A 23562-nucleotide genomic window follows, 5' to 3' on the forward strand; every position below is an offset into this window, starting at 1 on the left:
GGGAGGATGTGCGCGTGATCGAACGGGAGTCCGCGGTCCGGATCGTCGAGGCAGAGCTGGCACGGCAGGACCAGGAGTGTGCGGCGATCGATCCGCGCGCGGTGCGCACGGCTGTTTCGGGTGTCAGGGAACACGAACTGGTCTGGATCGTCGGCTGGCAGTCCGAGGAATACCTACGCACCGGGAACATGCGTTACGCGCTGGTCGGGAGCGGGCCCTACCTGGTCGACCGCGTCGACGGAGGATTGCACCGGATCGGAGTCGTCTCCGCAAGGGAAGGTCGTTGGGAGGCCGACTACCGCGCCCGCATCCGCGGGCTGCCGACCCGTACCGCGGTGGACGACCTGCACGACGAGATAGGCGAAGTCGCTGCCGCGCGAGGACGCATCCATGCCGTGCGCACCCTGCGGCAGAGGCTGCCCGTGCTGTCACCTGCCCAGGCCCTCGCATACGTGAGCGGACTGCAGCAGGGCGGCGTACCCGTGGGCCTCGGGCACATCGCGGCCAGAACGCTCGTCGAACCCCTGGATCCGGTGTTCGCAGTCGAGACCATTCGCCGGGGACGGCCCGGCTAGGGCACGGCTTCCCGGGAACGTCCGTTCCGTGGGCCCGGGGGAACGTCCGGTGCGCCTGCGCGTGCTCCCGCTGTGCCTCCGCACGCTCCTTCTGGTGGGCGGTCGCGGCTGTCATGGTCGCTCTCGGCGGTACGGACCGTCGCGGGTGACCGGCATCGGGGGGACGCATGACGCGGCGTTGGCTTGTGACGGGGTGTTCGTCGGGGTTGGGGCGGGCGCTGGCGGGAGCGGTGGCGGAGGCCGGTGATCTGGTGATCGCCACCGCGCGCAAGCCGGCCTCCCTCCGGGAGCTGGTGGCCGCGTACCCGGACCGGGTGTCGGCGGTGGCGCTCGACGTGTGCGACCCCGGGCAGTGCGAGGCGGCGGTGACGCACGCGGTCGACCGCTTCGGCGGGGTGGACGTGCTGGTGAACAACGCCGGGGCGGGGCTGTTCGGCGCGGTCGAGGAGGTGTCCGACGGGGAACTGCGCGCCCAGCTCGATCTGCTGACGGTCGCGCCGTGGCGGCTGAGCCGCCTCGTCCTCCCGTCGATGCGCGCCCAGGGCTCCGGCCACATCGTCAACGTCTCCTCCCTGGCAGGGCGGATGGGGCTCCCGGGGCTGTCCGCGTACGTGGCGGGCAAGTACGCGCTGGAGGGGATGACCCAGGCACTCGCGGCGGAGGTGGCGCCCTTCGGGATCAGGGTGCACGCGGTCGAGCCCGGCCAGTTCGCCACCCACTACGGCACCGCCGTGACCGAGTCCGCCGACCGGATCCCCGCGTACCTGGAGAGCACGGGAGAGGTGCGGGAGGGCTTGCGGGCCATGGCGGGCAGTCCTGAGCTCGGCCGTCCCGAGGCGTTCGCCACCCATGTCCTGCGGTTGGTCGCGGCCCGGCCGGCACTCGTGCGCGTGCCGATCGGCGAGGACGCCTACGCCTACCTGGACGCGATCGAGGCCGCCACGCGCGAGGAACTCGCGGCGGCCCGCGGCTTCGTCCACGCCCATCCGCCGGCGCCGCCGCGCGGGGAGGCCGTCGTGACGATGCCGGCCACGGTCCCGGAAGCCTGACACGGCCGGTCGGGGGCCGTGTCCCGAGGGCGTGGTCATCTCCTAGCGACCTACGACCTGGGTGGATGGCATTCCGCGCCATGAGGCGTTCGTTGATCGCGCTGGGTGCCGCAGGGGCCGTCACCCTTGCCGTGGGCGGTTTCGCGGTCGGAGCCGTCCGGCAGGGCGGCGTGTCCTCCGGGCGGTCCGCGACCTGGGCGTGCTGGTGGAGCGGAGCCCCACGTGTTTCGACGTGGGGACACGTGCGGCGGCCGAAGTCCTGCTGCAGCGTCCCTCCGGGGGCGAGGCGGATGTGGCCCTGTGCGACCTCACCGGCATCGGTGCCGAGGACTGCTGGGTTTCCGAGGACTGAACCGCGTGAGCAGGGGGTGGCCGCGGGCCCGCGTGGCACGGACCCGCCCCCTGCTCGCCGCTGCGGCTGTTGCCGCGCGTTCGGTCAGCGTGGTGCCGGGCGCGAGGGCGTTGACGCGGATGCCCTCCGGGCCGTACGTGATCGCGGCCGACTCGGTGAGGCTGTTGACGGGCCGACCCCGGCTCTCCCGCCGAGGAGGCGCTGCGGCTGCTGTCGGTGGTCGGCACGCAGCACATGGGGGTACCCGGCTGAGCCGGGGTCTGCCGGGGGCCGTCCGGGCCTGGGGGGCCTCAGGACGCTCCGAGGCCGTGCGGCAGGGTGTCGACGACGACGTCCGCGGCCCGCGCGGGACTCAGCTCGGGCAGTTGCCGCGCCACCAGGTGCATGAGCTGGGGGAGCAGCGCACTCACCCATCCTTCCGCGAGACCGGGACGCAGCAGTCCTTCGACGGTGGCGCGTTCGAGGAAGGCGTCCACCTCCCGGACGGACGCCTCGCGCCGCGCGTGGACGTCGTCGTCGGCGAGCATGCGGGCGAGGTCGACGGGCCAGGTGCGGTTGACGGCGATGACGTTCTCGACGTAGCGGTGCAGGGCGACGGCCACGGGCGCCTCACGCAGTCGGGCGTCCTCGATGGCGTGCTCGACGGCCGTGAGGCGGGCCTCGTGGACGGCCGCGAGGAGCTCGTCCCGGGACGAGAAACGCCGGTAGACGGTGCGCCGGTCCACCCCCGCCTCGGCGGCGACGGCCGCGATGCTCGCGCCGGGATCGGCGGCGAGCATGCGTGCTCCGGCGGTCAGGACGGTTTCCAGGTTGCGTGCTGCGTCGGCTCTCATCGCAGGGAGCCCAGCGCCGGGATGTGGAACCTGTGACAACTATTGCATCTGCAACGCGGTGGTCATCTCGGTAAGTGCTACAGTCCTGTGGCAGATAGAGTTTCCGGTGATGCCAGGGCCGTGCGGTCCGGCCGGCCGGCGCGGACGGCGGACGGCCCGCTGCCCCCGTGCACCACTTCCCGAGAGGCAGGTCCCGATGCCGAAGGCACCCACGTCCCCGTCACCCGCGCCAGGTGGCGTCGCGGCCGCGATGAGCGCGCTGATCCTGGCGGTCCTCCTCGCGGCCCTCGACCAGACGATCGTCTCGACCGCGCTGCCCCGGATGGCGCGGGACCTGAACGGGTTCGACGACATCGCCTGGGTCAGCGCCGCGTACCTGCTCGCGTCGACGGCGGCGACACCGCTGTGGGGCAAGCTCGGCGACATGTTCGGCCGCCGGCGGCTCTACCTCGCCTCGGCCTCGATCTTCCTGGTCGCCTCGGCGCTCTGCGGCCTGGCGCAGAACCTGGCCGAGCTGATCGGTGCCCGTGTGCTGCAGGGCGTGGGCGGCGGCGGCATGATCGTGCTGACCTTCGCCCTGGTCGGTGACATCGTGGCGCCGAGCGAACGCGGCCGCTACCAGGGCATGTTCGGTTCGGTCTACGGCGTCGCCAGCATCGTCGGCCCCCTGCTGGGCGGCGTCTTCACCGACCACCTGTCCTGGCGGTGGGCCTTCCTCGTCAACCTGCCCGTGGGTGTCGTCGCCCTGGTCATTGCCGCACGGGCGCTGCCCGCGGCCACCAGGGGCGCCCGGGTCCGCGTCGACTACCCCGGCGCCACCCTCCTCGCCGCCATCGCCACCGGCCTGGTCCTGGTCACGTCCTTCGGCGAGCGCTGGGGCTGGGGCTCGCCGGCCATCGTCGGCCTGATCGTCGCCACCGTCGTCCTGGCCGTGCTGCTGGTGCCGGTCGAGCGCCGCGCCGCCGCCCCGGTCCTGCCGCCGGCCGTGTTCGCCTCACGGACCGTGGTGTTCTCCTCGCTGATCGGGTTCCTCGCCAACGCCGCGATGTTCGCCGTACTCGTCTACCTGCCGACCTACCTCCAGATCGTCCACGGGGTCTCGGCCACCCTCTCCGGCGTCCACATGCTGCCCCTGGTCGCCGGCCTGGTCGTCAGCCAGTCCCTGGCCGGCCGCTGGGCCGCGCACGCCGGGCGGTTGCGGGTGATCCTCCTGGCGGGCCTGCTCGCCAACCTTGCCGGGCTGCTCCTGCTGGGCACGATCGGGGCGGCCACCGGCACCCTCGTACTGAGCGGCTACTTCCTGATCACCGGTGTCGGCATCGGCATGGTGCCGATGGTGGTGCTGACCACCGTCCAGAACAGCGTGCCCGCCGCCGATCTCGGTGCCGCCAGCGCCGTGGTCACCTTCGCCCGCTCCATCGGCGCGGCCTTCGGCGTCGCCGTCTTCGGCACCCTCCTCAACACCGGCTTCGCCGACCGCACCCGTGACCTGCCGGCCGACGGCGGCTTCACCGCCGCCCGTCCCGACACCATCGGCCACCTGCCCGCCGCCCTGCGCGACACCGCACTGGACGCCTTCGCCCACGCCACGGCCACCGGATACCTCTGGATCGCGCCCACCCTGGCCGTCGGCGTCGTCCTCGCCCTCTTCCTCAAGCCGGGGGCGGGGAAGGCGCGGAAGCCCGGTGAGAGCGCCGGTGCCGCCGAATCCGCCGCCGAACCCGCCGTCGACGCCGCGGCCCCGGCCGCCTGACCGACCGGGCCTGCGTGAGCGCGGGTCGTCCCGTCCCCTGCGAAGCCCCGCTGTTGCCGTCCCGTGACAGAGCGGGCTCGCAGGCATCACACGGCCCGCCCAGGCTCGACCGACAGGCGCACGGCGTGCCCCGGGGGCGGCGTCGGATCGGCGAACGCGCCACCCCGGGCCGTGAGTCGGCGCGGGAACGAGCGGACGGCAGGGCGACTCGATGACTCACCACGGCACCTTGGACCCGGTGACGGGCGAAGCAACTGCGACACGGCCGTTCTCGTCACGGTCGCGCGGCACCGGCACCGGCACCGGCACCACGCACCCGCGCCCGCGCGGCGGGAGGCCGAACCGGTGGCGCCGAGGCGCACTGACCGCGGCCCTGGCCGTGGCCGTCGCGCTGCTGATGCTGCTGCACTCAGCCGTCCCGAACGGGCACCGGGCGTTCGGCCGGCACCTCGGCAGCCTCCTCGAGACGCTCCTCCCGTGGCTGGGCCTGGCCGTCCCGCTCGTCCTGGTCCTCGCCCTGGTCCGGCGGTCCGCGACGGCACTGGTCGCCGCCGTGCTGCCCGCCGTCGTGTGGGTGGGCATGTTCGGCGGCCTCCTCCTCGACAAGGGGACGGACGGCGGGAACCTGATGGTCGCGGCCCACAACGTCGGCGACGTCAACCCGGACCCTGCGGGCACCGCCCGCAAGTTGGCCGCGTCGGGCGCCGACGTCCTCGCGCTGGAGGAGATGACCGACGACGCGGCGCGCGTGTACACGGCGAAGCTCGCCGGCACGTACCGGTACCACGCGGTCCAGGGGAGCGTGGGGCTGTGGAGCACGTACCCGATCAGGGAGGCGAAGCCGCTCGACGTCTACGGCACCGACCGGACGCTGCGCACCGTGGTCGACACCCCGCACGGCGCGCTCGCGGTGTACGTGGTGCACCTCTGGTCGGTCCGCGTCACCCCGCGGTCGGGCTTCACCACCTACCAGCGCGACATGGGCGCCGACGCGGTCGGCCGGGCCGTCGCCGCGGATCCCGTGCACCGGGTCGTCCTGCTCGGCGACTTCAACGGCAGCACGGACGACCGGTCCCTCGCCCCCATCGCCTCACGCATGCGCTCCGCCCAGACCACGGCCGGCCGCGGCTTCGGCTTCACCTGGCCGTCCTCGTTCCCGGTGGTGCGCATCGACCAGATCATGGTGCGGGGCGTCCGGGCGACCTCCTCGTGGACCCTGCCGGGGACCGGCAGCGATCACCTCCCGGTCGCGGCACGGCTGAAGTTGTAGGGCCGCTACGCCGGATCGGCGGGAGACCGGGTTCCTCCGGTCCCGTGGCCGATCCTCACCTACAGTGCGGTGGGGAGGACGCGCGGATCCGGCGTCCCGCACCGCGGAGTCGCACGAGGCCGCTCGGCGGGACCGCGCAGCCAGTGCAGAATCGAGGTCGGCAGCAGATGGACGCCGCAGCGCAGCACCCCGACATGACGCACGGGGCGCGCATCACCGTCCACAGTGCCGTCTCCACGGCCCTGGCGATGTGCAGCGATCGCACCCTGCACGCCCTGGTGGATGCGGCCGTGCCGATCGGGTCCGGCATCGGCGGCACGTCGGCCCGGATGGAGGTCGCCGGAACCCCGGTCTTCGTGAAGCGGGTGCCCCTCACCGACCTGGAGACCCTCCCCGAGAACGTGCGCTCCACGGCGAACCTGTTCGGGATGCCCGACTGCTGCCACTACGGCGTCGGCGAGGTCGGCGGGCCGGGCTTCGGTGCCTGGAGAGAGCTCGCCGTGCACACCATGACGACGAACTGGGTGCTCGCGGCGGAGTACGAGGGCTTCCCCCTGATGTACCACTGGAGGGTGCTGCCCGACTCGGCGCCGCTGCCGGAGGAACTGGCCGACGTGGACCGAGCCGTCGCCTACTGGGACGGCAACCCGCAGGTGCGGCGCCGCATCGAGGCTCTCCAGCGGTCCTCGGCGAGCGTCGCGCTGTTCCTGGAGTACATCCCGCAGAACCTGCACCAGTGGCTGGGCACCCGGCTCGAAGCGGGCGACGAGGCCATGGACCGGGCCTGCGCGATGGTGGAGCGGGAACTGGAGGCGGGCGTCTCGTTCATGAACAGCCGCGGACTCCTGCACTTCGACGCCCACTTCGAGAACATCCTGACCGACGGCCGCCGCCTCTACTTCGCGGACTACGGCCTCGCGATCTCCTCCGCCTTCGAACTGTCACCGGCCGAGGCCGGCTTCTTCGACCGGAACCGGGCCTACGACCGCTGCTACACCGTCACCTACCTCGTGAACTGGCTGGTCACCGCCCTGCAGGGATTCAGCAGGGAGGACCGGGACGGTCGCTACGAGCTGGTGCGCGCCTACGCGGACGGCAAGCGCCCCACGGGCATCCCGGAGGAGGCCGCGGCGATCATCTCCCGGCACGCGCCGGTCACCGCCGTGGTGTCCGACTTCAACCGCACGTTCCAGCGCCGGAGCCGGCAGACCCCCTACCCCCTGGAGGCGCTCCGCCGGCTCGGCGGGACGGACGGCCCGTCCTCCCACCGCTGAAGCGCACGACGCAGGGCCGACCGTGCGCGCACCGGCAGCGACGGCGGAAGTGCTCGTCTAGTGTTCCGGGATGAGCAACTCGACGGCGGCTGCCGTCCTCACCACGGCTGACCTGGCAGAGGCGATCGGTGCGGTGCGTACCCTGCTGGGCGTCGCCGACGGCTGTCCGGAGGTCGACTTCGAGGCGGAGATCCGGTCGCCCGAGGTTCTGGCGCGCATACGTGACGTACTGCCCGGCCTCGAATGGTGGGCGGCCGCGGGCCTGGAGCACGGCTCGTCGAAGGCCGGCGACGACCCGGCCGACTGTCTTCCGATCAGGGTGTTCGACTGGGGCCGTCCGCTGGACCGGGCCGAACCCTTCATCGCCGCTCTGGGAACGGAACCGGCCGCCGTTCGCTGGGACCTGGACGGGTGGCCCGAGGCCCCCGGGGCGGGACTGGAGCCGGTCTCACAGAAGTTCGCCTACCTCACGCTGACGGTGAACTCACGCGACCTCTACCAGAATGAACGCTCGCGGGATCACACGGTGCACGTGCACGTCCGGAACGCCGACCAGACCGTCCGTGTCCAGTGGCCGGCCGAACAGGTGGGCGGCCGGTTCACCGGCAGGACGGAGCTGTCGGGGCTCTGAACCCCGGGAACCGTCATGTGCGTCAGCTGTTCCGGGGGCGTCCCCGCTCGGACGGCTCCGGGGACCGTGGGGCGGGGATGGCCGGCAGGTCCACTTCGGCCCAGACCGCCTTGCCGCCGCCCGGGAGCGGGCGGGAGCCCCAGCGGCGGGAGAGCTGGGTGACCAGGTAGAGGCCGCGGCCGGTCTCGTCCATGGGGTGCGCGCGGCGCACGCGCGGAGCGGCGTTGTCGGTGTCGAACACCTCGCAGGTCAGGGACTGGTGCCGGATCAGGCGCAGTTCGATGGGACCGGTGCCGTGGCGGAGGGCGTTGGTGACCAGCTCGCTGACGATGAGCGTCGTCCGGTCCTGGACGCCCTGCAGTCCCCAGGAGGCCAGCTGGTGGGCCGCCAGGTTCCTGGCCCGGCGGACCACGGTCCCGTCGACGGGCAGCGTCCAGGAGGCGACCCGGTCCGCGCCGAGCGAACGGGTACGGACCAGGAGCAGGGAGACGTCGTCGTCCCCGGACTGGCCGCGGCGGCTCTCCGCGACGAGGGCGCAGAGGTCGTCCAGGGAACGGCCGGGCTGGGTGAGCACGGTGCCCAGGCGGCGCATCCCCTCCTCGATGTCGTGGTCCCGGTGCTCGATCAGGCCGTCGGTGTACAGCGCGAGGAGGCTGCCCTCGGGCAGTTCGATCTCCACCGACTCGAAGGGGTCACCCAGCCCGATGCCCAGCGGGGCCCCGGTGGGCAGGTCGGGGAAGCTCACCCGGCCCTGCGGGTCGACGACGGCGGGCGGGGGGTGCCCGGCCCCCGCCATGGTGCAGCGGCGGGTGGCCGGATCGTAGACGGCGTAGAGGCAGGTCGCGCCCATGCCCGCCGGGGTGTCGTGCTCGTCGCCGTCGGCCAGGCGCTGGAGCGTGTCGTCGAGGCGGGTCAGCAACTCGTCGGGGGGAAGCTCCATGTCGGCGAGGGTGTGGACGGAGGTACGGAGCCTGCCCATCGTCACGGCGGCGTGGAGGCCGTGCCCGACGACGTCCCCCACGACGAGGGCGACCCGGCCGCCGGACAGCGGGATCACGTCGAACCAGTCGCCGCCGACGCAGTGGTCGACGTCGGCCGGCAGGTAGAGCGAAGCCGTCTCGACGGCCGCGCCGCCCTGCAACTGGCTTGGGAGCAGGGTGCGTTGCAGCGTGAGGGCCGCGGTGTGCTCGCGGGTGTAGCGACGGGCGTGGTCCAGCGACCGGGCGGCGCGGGCGACGAGTTCCTCGGCGAGCAGCAGGTCGACCTTCTGGAAGGGCGCGGGGTCGGCGGTGCGGACGAACAGCGCGGTCCCCAGCAGCATGCGCCGCGCGCGGATCGGCACGACCATGACGGAGTGCGCGCCACTGCGGCCGAGCCGGCGCGCCAGCTCGGGGGTCGTGCCGGCCCACGCGCTGAGCGTGACGTCGAACGCCGGCTCCAGACGGGACGTGCCGGTGCGCAGGACCTCGTGCAAGGGCGAGCCCGGAGGTACCCCGATCGGTTCACCGCGCAGCCACGGCGACTCCGGGACCCCGGGGCGGATCGAGGCCACGCCCGCACGACGGAAGCCGGGAGGACGCGCGCCCATCGTGCCGATGCGGACCGGGGGCCCCTCGCCGAACGAGACCGACTGCTCCAGGTCCACGGCGACGTAGTCGGCCAGCAGGGGCAGGGCGAGGTCGGCCAGCTCCTGGCCGGCCTGCATCACGTCCAGCGTGCTGCCGAGGCGCGCACCGGCCTCGCCGAGGGCGGCGAGGCGCTCGTGCGCCCGCCGGCTCTCGCAGACGTCGGTGCTGATCACGCACACACCCAGTGCCCGGCCGTCGGCGACCTGGAGGCACTGGAACGACACCGCGAACGGGTGCTCCGGGCCGGGATCCGCCGGGAGGCGCACGCGGTACTCGTGGACCTTGACGGTGCCGCTCTGCAGCACCTGCCGCATCAGCCCCCCGATGGCCTCGGACTCGGCGTCGGACCGCTCGTCGGCGAAGCGCGTTCCCAGGCGCCGGTCGTGGGGGAGGCCGTCGTGGCGTTCCATCACGTCGTTCGCGTAGACGCACCGCAACTGCGGGTCGCGGATGACGATGCCGATCGGCGCGCGGGTCAGCAGCGGTCCCCGCACCGATCCGCCGGTCGGGTCCGAGGCCGGCGCGCCCGCGTTGACCAGGGACAGCAGCCAGTGGGGCGCTCCGTCCCGCCCCCGCACCGCCGAGATCCGCACGGTCGCGCCGACCGTGTGGCCGTCCCGGTGCCGTACGGCCGTCGTGCCCGACCAGCCGTCGCGGGCCCGGCACCGCTCCACGAAGGCCGACATGGTGGACGGCGCGCCGAAGTGCGGCAGTACGAGGGCGGCGGACCGGCCGACCGCCTCCGCGGCGGAGAACCCGGAGAGCTGCCGGGCGGCCTGGGTCCATCCGAGCACCGTCGCCCCCTCGTCGAGCAGGGCGAACGCCGTGTCGGAGACCTCGGACGTGTTCAGTTGTCGGCCGAGCGTCACCGCGTCGGAGCTGAATGTGGTCGCCAAGTCGATGTCCCGGTTGGTGTGGATGTGCGGGGGCGGCACGTGGACGAGGCCGCACTTCCCTTTGTCCGGTGTTGACCGGATGAGGGACGGTTCTGTGACAGCCCGCCGCCGAGGGGAGCCGGCCGGGCCCGCGCCCCCGCGCCGGGTGCGCCGTCCGGGAGGCCGCGCGCCCCCGCGCCGGGTGCGCCGGGTGGCGGTTTTCCGGTGCCACACCTCGGAGGCCGGCACGTCACACGGCTCACGGAAGCTGTCCGGCGGCGCAGGAGCACACTGCCGATCACTCCTGCCCCCGTCGGCAGGTTTACCACCCCGGGGGCGCTGATCCGCCCCGTTCGCGCCGTACCTCGCGCCCTCTCCGGGCTGCTTGAGTGGATCACAGGGTCACCGCCGTCACGTCGTCACCGACCGCCGCGGTCGCCTCCGTCCGTCGACCAGCCCTGCTGGAGGGAATGTGTCCACACTGGACAGCGCCACCGGTCCCGCCGTCGAAGAACCCGCCCCCGACCCCGACCCCACGGCCGAGCAGCTCACCAGCCTGAGCACCCGCGCGGCACGCCAGCTCGCCACGACCACCAAGTCCGAACCGCAGATGCAGGCCATCACTTCGCGGTGGCTGCTGAAGGCCCTGCCGTGGGTGGACGTCAAGGGCGGCACGTACCGGGTCAACCGGCGTCTGCAACTGCGCACGAACCGCGGCCGCGTGCACTTCGAGCACAACGGGAGCGACGACATCCGCGTCATCCCGCAGTCGCTCACCGAGCTGCCGGTCCTGCGCGGCTACGGCGACACGGACGTTCTGCGGGAGATCGCCGGCCACTTCCGGCCCCAGGAGGTACGTGCCGGGCAGGTGCTCTTCGAGGCCGGCCAGCCCGTGACGGAGGTGTACCTGGTCGTCCACGGCAGGTTCACCCGCTACACCAGCGGCAAGTACGGCGACGAGGGGATCATCGGGGTCGTCACGGACGGCGACCAGCTGGGCGACGAGGCCGTGGGGCAGTCCGACCCGCTGTGGTCGGCCTCGGTGCGGGCCGAGACGGCCGGGGTGGTCCTGGCGATGCCCTGGGCCGCCGTCGAGGACCTCACCGAACGGGCGCCCTCCCTCGGCGCGCACCTGCGGTCCTACGTCGACCGGCAGCACCGGCCGATGAACCGCAAGGGCGAGGCCGACGTCCCGGTCCAGGCCGGCCACGTCGGCGAGCCGACGCTGGCGGGCGGCTTCGTGGACTACGACCTCGCGCCGCGCGAGTACCAGCTGTCCCTCACCCAGAGCGTGCTGCGGCTGCACAGCCGGGTCGCCGACCTCTACAACGACCCGATGGACCAGACCGAGCAGCAGCTGCGCCTGACCGTCGAGGAGATCCGCGAACGGCAGGAGTGGGAGCTGGTCAACAACCGGGAGTTCGGCCTGCTGCACAACGTCGACTACGGCCAGCGGGTCAGCACCTTCGCCGGCCCGCCCGTCCCGGACGACATGGACGAGCTGCTGTCGATGCGGCGCAAGACGAAGGTCTTCCTCGCCCACCCGAAGGCGATCGCGGCCTTCTTCCGGCAGTGCAACCGGCGCGGTCTGATGCCCGGCACCGCGACCCTCGACGGCCACGAGGTGCCGGCGTGGCGCGGCGTCCCGATCCTGCCCTGCGGCAAGATCCCGATCCGCGACGACCAGACCACCAGCATCATCGCCCTGCGCACCGGCGAGGCCGACCAGGGCGTCGTGGGCCTCTACCAGACCGGCATCCCGGAGGAGCACCAGCCCGGCCTGAACGTCAGGTTCATGGGCGTCGACTCCGCCGCGATCATCAGCTACCTCGTCACCGCCTACTACTCGCTGGCCATCCTCGTGCCCGATGCGGCAGGGATCCTGGAGAACGTCCAGGTCGGCCGGCTCCCCGAATGACGGCCTGGAGCAGCCTGTGACCACACGACCCACCACCTTCACCCTGCCCGGACCCCCGAGCGTCGCCCGCGGCGCGGGAGCGCGGCGGCACGGCCCGATCCCCGGACTGCTGTACCGGCCCGCGGTGCCCGCCGACCCGGAGAAGGTCCAGGAGGTCGACCTGCGCGTGGAGGCCTGGGCCCGCGCCAACGACCTCTTCCCGGCGGCCTGGCGGGGCGACTTCTCCGGCTTCCAGTTCGGCCGTGCCGTCGTGCTCCAGCACCCGGGGGCCGCCGACCTGGAACGCCTCACCGTCGCCGGCAAGCTGCTGCTCGCCGAGAACATCGTCGACTCCTGCTACTGCGAGGAGGACGAGGGCCGCGGGGCAGCGCGCAAGGGCCTGGGCGGACGCCTGGTCATCGCCCAGTCGGCCCTCGACCCGTACCACGGCACCCCCGCGCTGGAGGAGGAGTGGCGGCGCGGCGTCCAGGCGGACGGGCCGCTGCGCTCGTACCACCTCGCGCTGCGGGACTTCGCCGTCCTGGCCTCACCGAGCCAGACCGACCGGTTCGTGCACGACGTCGCCCGCCTGCACCTGGGCTACCTGGCCGAGGCCGCGTGGGCGGAGACCCGCCACGTGCCGCAGGTCTGGGAGTACCTCGTGATGCGGCAGTTCAACAACTTCCGGCCCTGCCTGTCCATCGTGGACGCCGTGGACGGCTACGAGCTGCCCGAGCAGGCGTACGCCCGCCCCGAGATCCAGCGGATCACGGCCCTCGCCTGCAACGCCACGACCATCGTCAACGACCTGTACTCCTTCACCAAGGAACTGGCCGGCGACCCGGCGCACCTCAACCTCCCGCAGGTCGTCGCCGCCAACGAGGGGTGCGGCCTGAAGGAGGCCTACCTCCGGTCGGTCGGGATCCACAACACGATCATGGCGGCCTTCGAGGAGGAGTCGGCCCTGCTCTCGGCCACCTCGCCCCTCGTGGAGCGCTACGCCCGGGGGCTCGCCGCCTGGGTGTCCGGCAACCACGAGTGGCACGCCACCAACAGCCACCGCTACCACCTGCCCGACTACTGGTGACCGACGCCCGTGAACACACCGGCACACCACCCATGCACCACGAGGAGCAACAGTTGACCAACGCCCCTGCCGCCCGGCCCGCGGTCCTTCCGGTCCCGGCCCAGTCCACCTACCAGAGCCGGATCGCGGACTACTGGAACGCCGAGGAGAACCCGGTCAACCTCGAACTGGGAAGGATCGACGACCTCTACCACCACCACTACGGCATCGGTGAGGCCGACACCTCGGTGCTCGACGAACCCGATCCCGACCGGCGGCGCAAGCGCCTGACCGCCGAACTGCACCGCCTGGAGCACGCCCAGGCCGAACTGCTCGCCTCGAACCTGGGGGACCTCTCGCCGGACGACCGGGTCTTCGACGCCGGCTGCGGACGGGGCGGCGGCAGCGTCGTCGCGCACCTGCGCTACGGCTGCCACGCCGACGGGGTCACCCTCTCGGCCAAGCAGGCCGCCTTCGCCAACGACCAGGCCCGGGCCCGGGGCATCGAGGACAAGGTCCGCTACCACCACCGCAACATGCTCGACACGGGCTTCGGGACCGGCGCCTACGCGGCGTCCTGGAACAACGAGTCCACCATGTACGTCGAGCTGGACCTGCTGTTCGCCGAGCACGCCCGCCTGCTGCGCCGCGGGGGCCGGTACGTGACCGTCACCGGCTGCTACAACGACACCTACGGCCGAGCCTCGCGCGAGGTGTCGCTGATCAACGCGCACTACATCTGCGACATCCACCCGCGCTCCGCGTACTTCCGGGCGATGGCGCGGCACCGTCTGGTGCCGGTCCACGTCGAGGACCTGACCGAGGCCGCGATCCCGTACTGGGAGCTGCGCAAGCAGGCGGACCACCTGGTCACCGGCATCGAGGACACGTTCCTCGACGCCTACCGCAACGGCAGCTTCCAGTACCTGCTCATCGCGGCCGACCGGGTCTGACCCTCCGCACGGTGGCGGTCCACGGTGCCCCGCGGACGCCCCCCACGGGCAACCGCCCCCCACCGGCGCGTGACAGGCGCGCCGGTGGGGGGCGGCCGTGCGGATGAGGCGGAGCCGTCGTGGTACGCGGCACCCCAGTGATGGGACAATTCACCCAGGGGCGAGTCCCCGCCTGTCAGGGAACCGCGGGCGGAGGCCGTCGTGAGCCCCGCTCCCGGTTCTGGGAGGTGCACCGCGTGCGTCCGGTCCGACTCAGCAAGAGCTTCGTCCTCCTGCTCCTCAGCGTCGTGCTGATCTCGGTCGTGCGGCTGGCGCTGGCGGCCGCCGACGTGCACGTCATGGGCATAGCGGAGTACGCCGTCCTCATCCCGGTCGTGGCCAGTGCCCTGCTGCCGGTGCGGGAGACCGTGATCGTCGGAGTGTTCAACCTGGCCGCCGCCGTCGGGCTCTACGGGGTCCTGCTCCGGGACATGGGGCGGGCCAACCAGATCACGATCATCACGGCCCTGGCCCTGGCCCTGGGCGTGAGCTGGGCCGTCTGCAGCATCCGTGTCGCGGGCGAGAACCGCTTCCGGCGCCTGGTGATCGCCCGCGAGCGGCTCGCGCTCCTGAGCGAGGCCAGCAGCCGGGTCGGCAGCACTCTCGACGCGGCGCGAACCACCGAGGAACTGGCCGAGGTCGCCGCGCGCCGCTTCGCCGACCACGCCACCGTGGACCTCTTCGAGAGCGTCCTGAACGGCGACGAACCCGTGCTGCGGCCCGGTACGGGCGACCTCACCCTGCGCCGTACCGCCGAGGCGGGAGCGGCGCCGGCTCCCGGCGGTGTCCGGCCGGGCGGGAGCGTCGTCTACCGGGAGGCGGCGGAAGCCACCCCTGGGCTCTTCACCGGCACGCCGAAGCTGCTGGAGGTCACCGACGGCGCCCCCGTGCCCGGCGCCGCGGGCACGGGCACGGGCACGGGCACGGGCACGGGCACGGGCGGAGCGTACTCGGCGCTGGCGATACCCCTGCGCGCACGCGGGGTGACCCTCGGCGCCGCGCTGTTCTCGCGTTCCCCGGACCGGGACTTCTTCGACGCCGACGACCTGCTCCTGGCCCAGGAGATCGGGGCCCGGGCCGCGGTGTGCGTCGACAACGCCCGCCGCTACACCCGTGAACGCAACACCTCCCTCGCGCTGCAGCGGAGCCTCCTCCCGCCGTCCGCACCGAGGCAACCGGCGGTGGAGGCGGCCACGCGCTACCTGCCCGCGGGCCTGTTCGCGGGCGTGGGCGGCGACTGGTACGACGTCATCCCGCTCTCCGGCGCCCGGGTCGCCCTGGTGGTCGGCGACGTGGTCGGCCACGGCGTCCACGCCTCGGCGACGATGGGGCGGCTGCGCGCCGCCGTACGCACACTGGCCGACATCGACCTGCCGCCCGACGAGCTCCTCACCCACCTCGACGACGTCGTCACCCGGCACCACGTCGCCGGCGACGCCAGGGACGCGAATCGCGCGACGGGACCGGCCGCCGGCGAGATCGTGGCGACCTGCCTGTACATGATCTACGACCCGCTGTCGCGCCGGTGCACGGCGGCCAGGGCCGGCCACCCGCCGCCCGCCGTCATACGCCCCGGATCGGACGTCGAGTACCTCGACATCCCCGCCGGTCCGCCGCTGGGCGTGGGCGGGCTCCCCTTCGAGACGGCCGAACTGGAACTGCCGGCCGGCACACGGCTCGCCCTCTACACCGACGGCCTCGTCGAATCCCCCGGACACAGCATCGACGAAGGCCTCGGAGCCCTCCGCAAGGCCCTGTCCGAGCCGCTCTCCTCGCTCGAGGACATGTGCGACCACGTCCTGCACACGGTGGCGGCAGAAGGGTCGCGGGACGATGTGGCCCTCGTCATCGCCCGCACCATGGAGCTCGACGGCACGCACGCCGCCTCGTGGAACCTCACCGAGGACCTCGCCGAGGTCGCCCGCGCCCGCGACCTCGCCGCGTCCCGGCTGGAGGGCTGGGACCTGGGCGAGCTGGCGTTCACCACGGAGCTGGTCATCAGCGAGCTGGTCACCAACGCCATCCGCTACGGCTCGGGCCCGGTCCAACTGCGGCTCATCCGCGAGGACACGCTGATCTGCGAGGTGTCGGACGCCAGCAACACCGCACCGCACCTGCGCCGCGCCCGCATGCTCGACGAGGGCGGGCGGGGGCTGTTCATCGTGGCGCGGCTCGCCGAGCGCTGGGGCACCAGGCAACGCCCCGACGGGAAGACCATCTGGGCCGAGATCGCCCTCCCGGACCTGGGCCCCTGGAGGGCCGGGGACACCTCCGTACGGTAGGGCCCCGCGTCGACGGCGGGGCGAGCATCGGCCACAACAGTGCCTGAGCGGGGCCGGCACGGCCGGCCCACCGGCCGGGAAGGACAGGGATCCACGTGGACGAACTGCTCGGCGCGGCCGTCGAGGCACACGGCGGAAGCGCGCGCTGGAGTGCGCTGACCCGGGTGCGGGCCACCCTGGTCAGCGGAGGACTCCTGTTCGCGGCCAAGGGCCTGCCGCAGGATTCCGAGCCACGCGAGATGACAGCGCTGCTCCACGAGCAGCGTGCCTCCGTCACACCCTTCGGCGCCCCCGACCTGAAGACCGACTTCACGCCGCGGCGGGTGAGCATCGAGACGCTCGACGGGCGGACGGTGGCCGTGCGCGACGACCCGCGGTCGTCCTTCGCCGGCCACACCCTCGACACCCCCTGGGACCCGCTGGACCGTGCCTACTTCAACGGCTACGCGATGTGGACCTACCTGACCACGCCGTTCCTGCTGACCATGCCCGGCTTCACCGTGACCGGGATCGAGCCGTGGCGTGAGGGGGACGAGCTCTGGCGCGGCCTGCGCGCCGCCTTCCCTCCCTGGATCGCCGGCCACAGCACCCACCAGGACTTCTACTTCGGCCCCGACCACCTGCTCCGCAGGCACGACTACCACGTCGACGTGGCGGGCGGTTTCGCCACCGCGCAGTACGTGTACGACACCGTGGAAGCGGACGGCATCGTCGTGCCCACCAGGCGCCGGGCCTACCGCCGCGACGCCGCCGGCCACCCCCTCCGCGACGAGGTCATGGTCGCGATCGACCTCGGCGACATCCACTTCGGCTGACGTACGACGCGGCACCGGCGCGGCCAGTGCGTGATCGGTCAAGGTGCCATGCGCTGGGTGTCAAGATCCGCCGTCCCCCCGCCCCTACGGTCGTGCTGACCACCACGTCCGGACCGCGCGCACGTGCCGTCCGGCCGGCCCCGCGCTGCGCAGCGCAGGATGGGAGGCAGCGAATGAGCGGCACGAAGCAGTTCGAGGACAGGTCGCAGGACGCGGCACTGGTGTGGCACGCGGTCGGTGCGGGGGCCCTGATGGGGGTGGCGACGGTCTGTGCCGTCGTCCTGTCGTGCCCCCGGGTGCGGGTGGCGTTCCCGGTCACGGCGTCGGTCGTCGTGCTGGCGCACGGCTGGCTCCGGTGGCGGGACCACCGGCGTGCGAAGGCCGCCCGTGAGGCGTCCGAGGTGGTGCGCGGTGTCCTGCTGCGGCCGCTGCCCGCGCGCGTGGGCGGCCTGCTGCTCGCCTCCGTCTACCGTCCGTGCGGGGGCAGGGAGCTGGTCGGCGGCGACCTGTACGCCGTCGCGCGCACCGCAGGGGCGACCCGGCTCATCATCGGGGACGTGCGCGGTAGGGGACTGTCCTCGTTCCTGGACGTCGCCGCCGTCCTCGGGGCCTTCCGTGAATGGGCCCCGCGGACCGCCTCGCTGACCGAGCTGTCCCTGCGGCTGGAGGAGAGCTACCTGCGCCACCTGGCCGACACCGGCGACGGCGCGGCCTCCGAGACCGACGAACGCTTCGTGACGGTGCTGATGGTGGAGGTGCCGGACGGGGACACCGTCGCCCGGATGGTCAACTACGGCCATCCGCCGCCCGTCCGGGTCCGGCCCGACGACGTGCGGCTCCTGCCGGGCGTTCCCTGCCCGCCGCTCGGGCTCGGCCCGCTGTGCGACGCCGAGGCGCACGAATGCACCTTCTTGTTCGGCCCGCACGACACGCTCCTGCTGTACACCGACGGCCTCATCGAGGCCCGCGACTGCGCAGGGGTCTGCTTCCCGCTGCTGGAGCACGCCCTCACCTGGATGTCGAAGGGGCGCTTCGCCGGCGGGGAGGGCCGGCTCTACGGGATCCTGGGGGACATCCTCGACGACGTCGTGGCCCACTGCGGTGTCCTCCCGGCGGACGACCTCGCGATGATCGCGCTGGCCCGCAGGCAGGAGGAGGGCAGCGGCGCGATCCCCCGCCAGCCGGCCGGTCAGGACCAGTCGGGCGACACGAGCCCGGCACGCCCCGTACGCCCGGACCGGTCGCCCCCGGGCCCCGGGTGAAGCCGCCGCTCGTCAGGGTCCCCCGGGTCGGCCCGGGCCGGCCGCCCTGCCGCGCCACTCGACCGGGGACATGCCGTACGCGGCGCGGAAGGCACGGCTGAAGTGGGCGTGGCTGCCGAACCCCCGCCGGTGCGCGATCGCCTCGACCGTCAGGCCGGCCAGGTCGGGACGCTCGAGGTCGTTCCGGCAGGCCTCCAGCCGCAGGTGCTGGATCAAGCGGCCGACGGTCCGGTTCTCGTCGTGGAACAGCTTGTGCAGGTACCGCACGGAGATGTGGTGCGCGGCCGCGATGGTGGCGGGGGTCAGCCCGGGCTCGTCCGCGTGCGCCCGGATGTACTCGCGGACGCGGAGTCTCAGCGTCGCCCCGGAGCCGGGCGCCTGCGGGTCGCGCCGGGTCTCCCCGGTGGCCAGCGCGGTCAGCACGTCGACCAGGCCGCGCTGCAGGAACCGTTTCGGCCCGGTCACGCAACTGCCGGCCGCGGCCGCGGTCGCGAGCCGGTTCACGTACGCGGCGAGGATCGCCGCGACGTAGTGCTCGGGAGGGTAGGTCCGGCCCGTGACGTCCAGCAGGATCGCGTCGGGAAGGTCGAGGAGTTCGAGGGGGACGACCGCGGCGTTCTGGAACACACCCCCCGGGAAGTCGCGGACGAAGGGCCGCCGGGTGTCGAGCAGGAGCAGCTGTCCCGCGGTGAGGAGCATTTCCCGTCCGTCCTGGACCGCGACGCTGTTGCCCGCCGCCTGAAGGCTCACGATGAGTGCGCCGACGCCGTCGGCGGTGGCCATCTCCGGTGTCCGGGCCATGCGTTGGGCGCTCGCCTCGACGTGCCCCACGCGTATCGCGCCGACGGAGGTGCGCCGGAGGGAACCGTGCAGGGCGACACTTCGGTGACAGCTGACCTCGAGCTGGGTGAAGGAGCTCCGGACCGTCTCCGTCCAGAATTCCCCCCTTTCGTCGGGCGGGACGACGTCGGTGTGAAAGGACTCGATCACGATGCCCCTCCCTCGAGGGGAGCCGGTCACAGGAATTCCGGTCCCCGAGTGGAGTCGCTTCGCAGGGGGCACGCCCGAGCGACCGCTGCTGCCACGATAACCGTCCCGGACGGCCGGTGTACGGGGCGTCCCGACTGTGCGGGGAACCCGCAGCCGGGCGCCGCGGAACTGCGGGAAAGCCGCACGGGCCCGCCGGCCCGGCCGCGGGCGGGGTGCCGGATCCGCCGGTGCGTGTCACGGTCATGCCCCCGCCAAGCCGCCCGCCGCCGGGGGCGGTTCGGGGGCGCGGGCCGCGGCGGCGGGCGGCGTTCGCCCGGTGCGCCGGCGCCCTCGTCGCGCGGACACGAGGGGGAACGAGAGGGGGCGCCGGCACCTGGCGGCCCAGGCCGTGTCGTCACATGCCCTCCCCCCACCTTCGGCCGGGGGTGCCCCCACCCAGCGACGCTCCCCCAGCTCCGCTGGGCGGTGCCCCCACGCTGCGTTGTCGCATCGTCCGAGTAGCCCACTACGAGGACGACTCTCCGCCGCACCGCACCTTGGGCACCTCCCAGCGGTGGCTGGGGGAGCTCATGTGACGACGCGCCCTAGCCGCGCAGCAGCGAGGCGAGCAGCGGGAGGAAGTGCTCGAACGGGGGCGTGACGGCGTCCGGGTCCTTCGCCTCCTCGTCCCAGCGGCGGACGGCGACCGCGTCGGCCGCCCCCGGCAGCCCGGCGAACTCCGCTGCCTGACGGGGCGTCATCACACCGCCCTGGACCTCCAGGGTGTACTTCGACGCCTCGGACAACCGGTCGTGGTAGCCCGGTTCGACCGCACAGAGGTAGCGCTTGGCGGCCACGTGCAGCCGCACCGGCTCGGTGACCTCGGGGCCGAACCAGCGGCCCAGCAGGTCGGCGCCGGTGTGGCTGTGCCGGTTGTCGCTGCCGCTCATCAGGTGGTGGCCGGTGACGACGTCGCCCTGCACGTGCCCGAGGTCGTGCAGCAGCGCGGCGGCCACCAGGTGCGGCGGGGCGCCGGCGGCCTCGGCCAGGGCGCCCGCCTGCAGCATGTGCTGGGCCATGGTGACGGGTTCGCCCAGGTACTCCGCGGACACCGCGCCCGCGAACAGCTCGGCGAGCGGGTCCAGGGTGTCCGCACGGCGCAGGACGGCCAGGGTGCTCGCCAGCCCGTCCAGGTCGGCGTAGCAGCCCTGCAGGTGGCGCGCCCCGTCCTGGGCGAAGGCGGTGCGGGCGTGCAGCAGCCGGGTGTTGTCGAAGACCAGGCAGTCGCCGGGCGTCAGGCGCAGGTCCAGCTGCAGTTCGGGGCGGAGCAGCAGGTCGGCGAAGGTGCGGTAGGCCGTGTAGAACGCCTCCAGCTCGTCCGCGGCCATCCGCAGCGTGCCGATCGAGCGGTTGTTGAACCGCACCTCCCGCACGCGGCCCAGCGGGTCGGTGCCGATCAGCGGGCGGTCGGCGCGCAGCACGGTGCCCGCGTCGCGGAAGACGAACGGGACGGGCGTACGGGTGAGCACGTCGAACGCCTCCGGGTCCTCGCGGCGCAGCAGCGCGGCCGCGGCGAAGCCGTCGACGAGACCGGAGTCGCCGCCGGCCGCGTCGTTGACCAGGCAGTGCAGCAACTGGAGCGTCGGAACCGGGTCCCGGTACGGGTTGTCGGTGTGCGGCGTGATGGCGGCCGAGGTGAAGGCCAGGTTGTTGGGGTCCGGCTCGACGCGTACGTCGAAGAGCTTGCCGTAGTTGGTCTCGCGGACGTACCCGAAGGTCTCCGCCACTTCGAGCACCTGGCCCTCGCGCCCGGGCACACCGCGCAGCAGCATGAACCCGAGCCGCAGCACGGACTCCAGCATCCGGGCCCGCACGCCCGGGTCGCCCGCGTACTCCTCCCAGCCGGCCTCGGGCAGGCGTCCGGCGACCTCGCGCGCGGTCCACAGCTCCTTCCCGGCCTCGCTGCGCAGGTCACCGTGCCCGGTCCGGCCGGGCCGGACGGCCTGCAGCCACGCCAGCGAGTACGACGAGCGGTGCCCGTCGGGTTCCCAGACCACCGCCACGGCGGGCTCCCCGTCCCCGGCGGCGTCGGCCGCCGAGCCCACCCGCAGCCCGTCGGGCAGGGAACTGATCTGGAACAGCTTCTGGCCGGACCGCGGGTCGCGGCACTCGGCGCAGGGGCAGTTGTCACGGAGCCACATCGCCGGCAGGTCACCGACGGGGAAGCTGGGCAGGGCGGACACGGTCACTCCTCGGGGCAAAGTTGTATAGCCAACTTCGCCGACCGTCACAGGCGGACGCGACCTGGAGGTGACCTGGACGTGGCGCGGCGGCGAACAACGCCCCGGCGTGCGCGGCGGGGGGACACGGGGCGGCGTTGCTTGTAGCATGGCGGTCAGTTACCGACCGGTAGGTACGTCCCCGGGCCGCCCACCAACCCACGGAGCAGCCATGCCCACGCTCGACCGCCAGGACGACGTCTTCATCCTCGACCTCGGGGACACCGAGAACCGCTTCCACCCCGACTGGATCGCGTCCCTCGACGCGCTCCTCGACGAGGTGGAGAAGGCGGAGGGGCCGCGCGCCCTGGTCACCGCGGCCACCGGCAAGTTCTGGTCCAACGGACTCGACCTGGAGTGGCTGTCCGCCCACGGCGACCGGGCCGGCGCGTACGTCACCGGCGTGCAGGCGCTGCTCGCCCGCTTCCTGACCCTGCCGGTGGCCACCGTCGCCGCGCTGCAGGGCCACACCTTCGCCGCGGGCGCGATGCTCTCCCTGGCCCACGACCTGCGCGTGATGCGTGCCGACCGGGGCTTCTGGTGCCTGCCGGAGGCGGACATCCACATCCCGTTCACGCCGGGCATGTCGGCCCTCATCCAGGCCCGCCTGCACCCGCAGACGGCCCACGAGGCCATGACCACCGCGCGCCGCTACGGCGGTTCCGACGCGCTGGCCGAGCGCATCGTCGACCGTACGGCGGGCGAGGACGAGGTCCGCGCGGCGGCCGTCGCCCTCGCCCGTCCCCTGGCGGGGAAGGCGGGTCCCACCCTCGGCACGATCAAGACCCGTATGTACGGTCCCGCGCTGGCCGCCCTCCGTCAGGAGGACGTCCCCCTGGGCTGAGCCGCGCGCCGGGGGCCGGGGTCAGCGGGGGTCGTGGAACCAGCTGCCGGGCAGGTCGTCGCGCACCCGGTCGAGCGCCTCCCCGGTGCGGGCCCGTGCCCACAGGAAGGCGCGGTCGTCCTCGCGGAGTATGACGTCGGTCCCGGCGAACCAGCGCGTGCCCGGGTCCTCACCGGCCGGGTAGGCGGGGAACGGCAGCGGGGTGAACCGGCCCCCCAGGGACTCGAATTCGGCCTCGTCGAGGTCGTCGCGGAAGTCGCCGAGCCCGGACGGCCCGTGCAGCGACTCCGACAGCACGATCTCGACGCAGGCCCACGAGAAGCGGTCCAGCCACCCCGACCACCGCTCGGCCGACGTGTCCGCGAGGTCCGGCTTCATGACGACCGGCGGATCGGCCCTGTGCAAATCGGTGAGGAGGACGCCCCACGACGCGGCGCCCTGGTTCTCGTACCGGAAGACCAGCGCCTCCTCGCGGGGGTCCACGTGCAGTTCCGCCGGCGTGAGCAGCCTGTCGTGGTTGCTGGTCAGGTCCGGACGCCGGCCGAAGAGCCGGTAGGCGTCGCGGAGCACGGCGGGGAGGGCGAAGCCCAGGCGCTCCTCGGCGGCGGCCAGTTCCGGCTCACCGCACCCGTCGCCGTCCCGCAGCGGCACGAGCCAGTGGCCGGCGAAGCCGCGCACGAACCGCAGGGCCCGGGCCGGGTCCGTCATGCCCGCGGCCAGCTCCCGCCGCACGTCGAAGTCGTCTGTCATGCGCGCACGTTATCGCGCCGCCGCTCCGCGTCCGCCACCGCGGACCGCGCGCAGCGCGACGACCGCGAGGGCACGTGGAGGGCGCGGCCCGCCGCGAGGAGGAAGGGCCCGCCGCACGGCTCCCGGCGGTGCGCGCGGCACCGTCACGGGACCGGCCGCCACCACG

Annotated in this window: 18 protein-coding genes and 1 pseudogene; 13 read left to right on the forward strand and 6 right to left on the reverse strand. The window is 73.3% G+C overall.

Going from position 1 to position 23562, the window contains the following annotated elements:
* The first annotated feature begins 14 nt into the window (after positions 1–14).
* Positions 15–575: a YrhB domain-containing protein gene (locus tag ACFZAU_RS01910; protein ID WP_500550624.1), complete on the forward strand. Its 561-nt coding sequence runs from the start codon at positions 15–17 to the stop codon at positions 573–575.
* Positions 576–742: 167 nt separating this feature from the next.
* Positions 743–1624 (forward strand): SDR family oxidoreductase, encoded by an 882-nt coding sequence (locus tag ACFZAU_RS01915; protein ID WP_500550625.1) that lies wholly within the window; start codon positions 743–745, stop codon positions 1622–1624.
* A gap of 398 nt (positions 1625–2022) precedes the next feature.
* On the opposite strand, the pseudogene ACFZAU_RS01920 reads toward ACFZAU_RS01915, so the two are convergent.
* Together ACFZAU_RS01920 and ACFZAU_RS01925 are read right to left on the reverse strand one after the other, a co-directional pair.
* Positions 2023–2151, reverse strand: a pseudogene (locus ACFZAU_RS01920) (SDR family oxidoreductase); the annotation flags it as partial.
* A gap of 115 nt (positions 2152–2266) precedes the next feature.
* On the reverse strand, positions 2267–2755 hold the full coding sequence (locus ACFZAU_RS01925; protein ID WP_500551105.1) for a TetR/AcrR family transcriptional regulator: 489 nt from the start codon (positions 2753–2755) through the stop codon (positions 2267–2269).
* 304 nt (positions 2756–3059) lie between these two features.
* On the opposite strand from ACFZAU_RS01925, the gene ACFZAU_RS01930 reads away from it, so the two are divergent.
* The 4 genes from ACFZAU_RS01930 (at position 3060) to ACFZAU_RS01945 (ending at position 7737) form a co-directional block, all read left to right on the forward strand.
* On the forward strand, positions 3060–4562 hold the full coding sequence (locus tag ACFZAU_RS01930) for an MDR family MFS transporter (protein WP_500550626.1): 1503 nt from the start codon (positions 3060–3062) through the stop codon (positions 4560–4562).
* Positions 4563–4773: 211 nt separating this feature from the next.
* Positions 4774–5832 (forward strand): endonuclease/exonuclease/phosphatase family protein, encoded by a 1059-nt coding sequence (locus tag ACFZAU_RS01935; protein WP_500550627.1) that lies wholly within the window; start codon positions 4774–4776, stop codon positions 5830–5832.
* Positions 5833–5999: 167 nt separating this feature from the next.
* Positions 6000–7106 (forward strand): protein kinase family protein, encoded by a 1107-nt coding sequence (locus ACFZAU_RS01940; RefSeq protein ID WP_500550628.1) that lies wholly within the window; start codon positions 6000–6002, stop codon positions 7104–7106.
* A gap of 70 nt (positions 7107–7176) precedes the next feature.
* Entirely contained in the window at positions 7177–7737 is a 561-nt protein-coding gene (locus ACFZAU_RS01945) for a hypothetical protein (RefSeq protein ID WP_500550629.1), read from the forward strand.
* A gap of 22 nt (positions 7738–7759) precedes the next feature.
* Here the strand turns inward: ACFZAU_RS01945 and ACFZAU_RS01950 are convergent, their stop codons facing one another.
* Positions 7760–10261: a SpoIIE family protein phosphatase gene (locus ACFZAU_RS01950; RefSeq protein ID WP_500550630.1), complete on the reverse strand. Its 2502-nt coding sequence runs from the start codon at positions 10259–10261 to the stop codon at positions 7760–7762.
* 451 nt (positions 10262–10712) lie between these two features.
* On the opposite strand from ACFZAU_RS01950, the gene ACFZAU_RS01955 reads away from it, so the two are divergent.
* The 6 genes from ACFZAU_RS01955 to ACFZAU_RS01980 all read left to right on the forward strand — a co-directional run bounded on the left by ACFZAU_RS01955 (position 10713) and on the right by ACFZAU_RS01980 (position 18554).
* Entirely contained in the window at positions 10713–12158 is a 1446-nt protein-coding gene (locus ACFZAU_RS01955; protein ID WP_500550631.1) for a family 2B encapsulin nanocompartment shell protein, read from the forward strand.
* A 16-nt stretch (positions 12159–12174) separates the two neighbouring features.
* On the forward strand, positions 12175–13224 hold the full coding sequence (locus ACFZAU_RS01960; RefSeq protein ID WP_500550632.1) for a family 2 encapsulin nanocompartment cargo protein terpene cyclase: 1050 nt from the start codon (positions 12175–12177) through the stop codon (positions 13222–13224).
* A 32-nt stretch (positions 13225–13256) separates the two neighbouring features.
* Complete coding sequence (locus ACFZAU_RS01965; RefSeq protein ID WP_499605574.1) at positions 13257–14156, forward strand: geranyl diphosphate 2-C-methyltransferase; 900 nt, start codon at positions 13257–13259, stop codon at positions 14154–14156.
* Between the two features lie 236 nt (positions 14157–14392).
* Positions 14393–16477 carry an ATP-binding SpoIIE family protein phosphatase gene (locus ACFZAU_RS01970; RefSeq protein ID WP_500550633.1) on the forward strand — a complete coding sequence of 695 codons (2085 nt, stop codon included), beginning with the start codon at positions 14393–14395 and terminating at the stop codon, positions 16475–16477.
* A 95-nt stretch (positions 16478–16572) separates the two neighbouring features.
* The gene (locus ACFZAU_RS01975; RefSeq protein WP_500550634.1) at positions 16573–17292 is read left to right on the forward strand and encodes a hypothetical protein; all 720 of its coding nucleotides are present in this window, start codon (positions 16573–16575) and stop codon (positions 17290–17292) included.
* Positions 17293–17465: 173 nt separating this feature from the next.
* A complete protein-coding gene (locus ACFZAU_RS01980) occupies positions 17466–18554 on the forward strand; it encodes a PP2C family protein-serine/threonine phosphatase (protein WP_500550635.1) in 1089 nt (362 codons plus the stop codon).
* Positions 18555–18566: 12 nt separating this feature from the next.
* Here ACFZAU_RS01980 and ACFZAU_RS01985 read toward each other — a convergent pair whose 3' ends face one another.
* Both ACFZAU_RS01985 and tmpA read right to left on the reverse strand, forming a co-directional pair.
* On the reverse strand, positions 18567–19544 hold the full coding sequence (locus ACFZAU_RS01985; protein WP_500550636.1) for a helix-turn-helix domain-containing protein: 978 nt from the start codon (positions 19542–19544) through the stop codon (positions 18567–18569).
* Between the two features lie 584 nt (positions 19545–20128).
* Entirely contained in the window at positions 20129–21766 is a 1638-nt protein-coding gene (gene tmpA / locus ACFZAU_RS01990) for a 2-trimethylaminoethylphosphonate dioxygenase (RefSeq protein ID WP_500550637.1), read from the reverse strand.
* Between the two features lie 208 nt (positions 21767–21974).
* On the opposite strand from tmpA, the gene ACFZAU_RS01995 reads away from it, so the two are divergent.
* Entirely contained in the window at positions 21975–22646 is a 672-nt protein-coding gene (locus ACFZAU_RS01995) for an enoyl-CoA hydratase-related protein (protein WP_500550638.1), read from the forward strand.
* Between the two features lie 21 nt (positions 22647–22667).
* Here the strand turns inward: ACFZAU_RS01995 and ACFZAU_RS02000 are convergent, their stop codons facing one another.
* On the reverse strand, positions 22668–23396 hold the full coding sequence (locus tag ACFZAU_RS02000) for an SMI1/KNR4 family protein (RefSeq protein ID WP_500550639.1): 729 nt from the start codon (positions 23394–23396) through the stop codon (positions 22668–22670).
* Positions 23397–23562 lie beyond the last annotated feature (166 nt).

Origin of the sequence: Streptomyces sp. NPDC008238 (assembly GCF_042956445.1) — a bacterium.
Classification (GTDB): Bacteria; Actinomycetota; Actinomycetes; order Streptomycetales; family Streptomycetaceae; genus Actinacidiphila.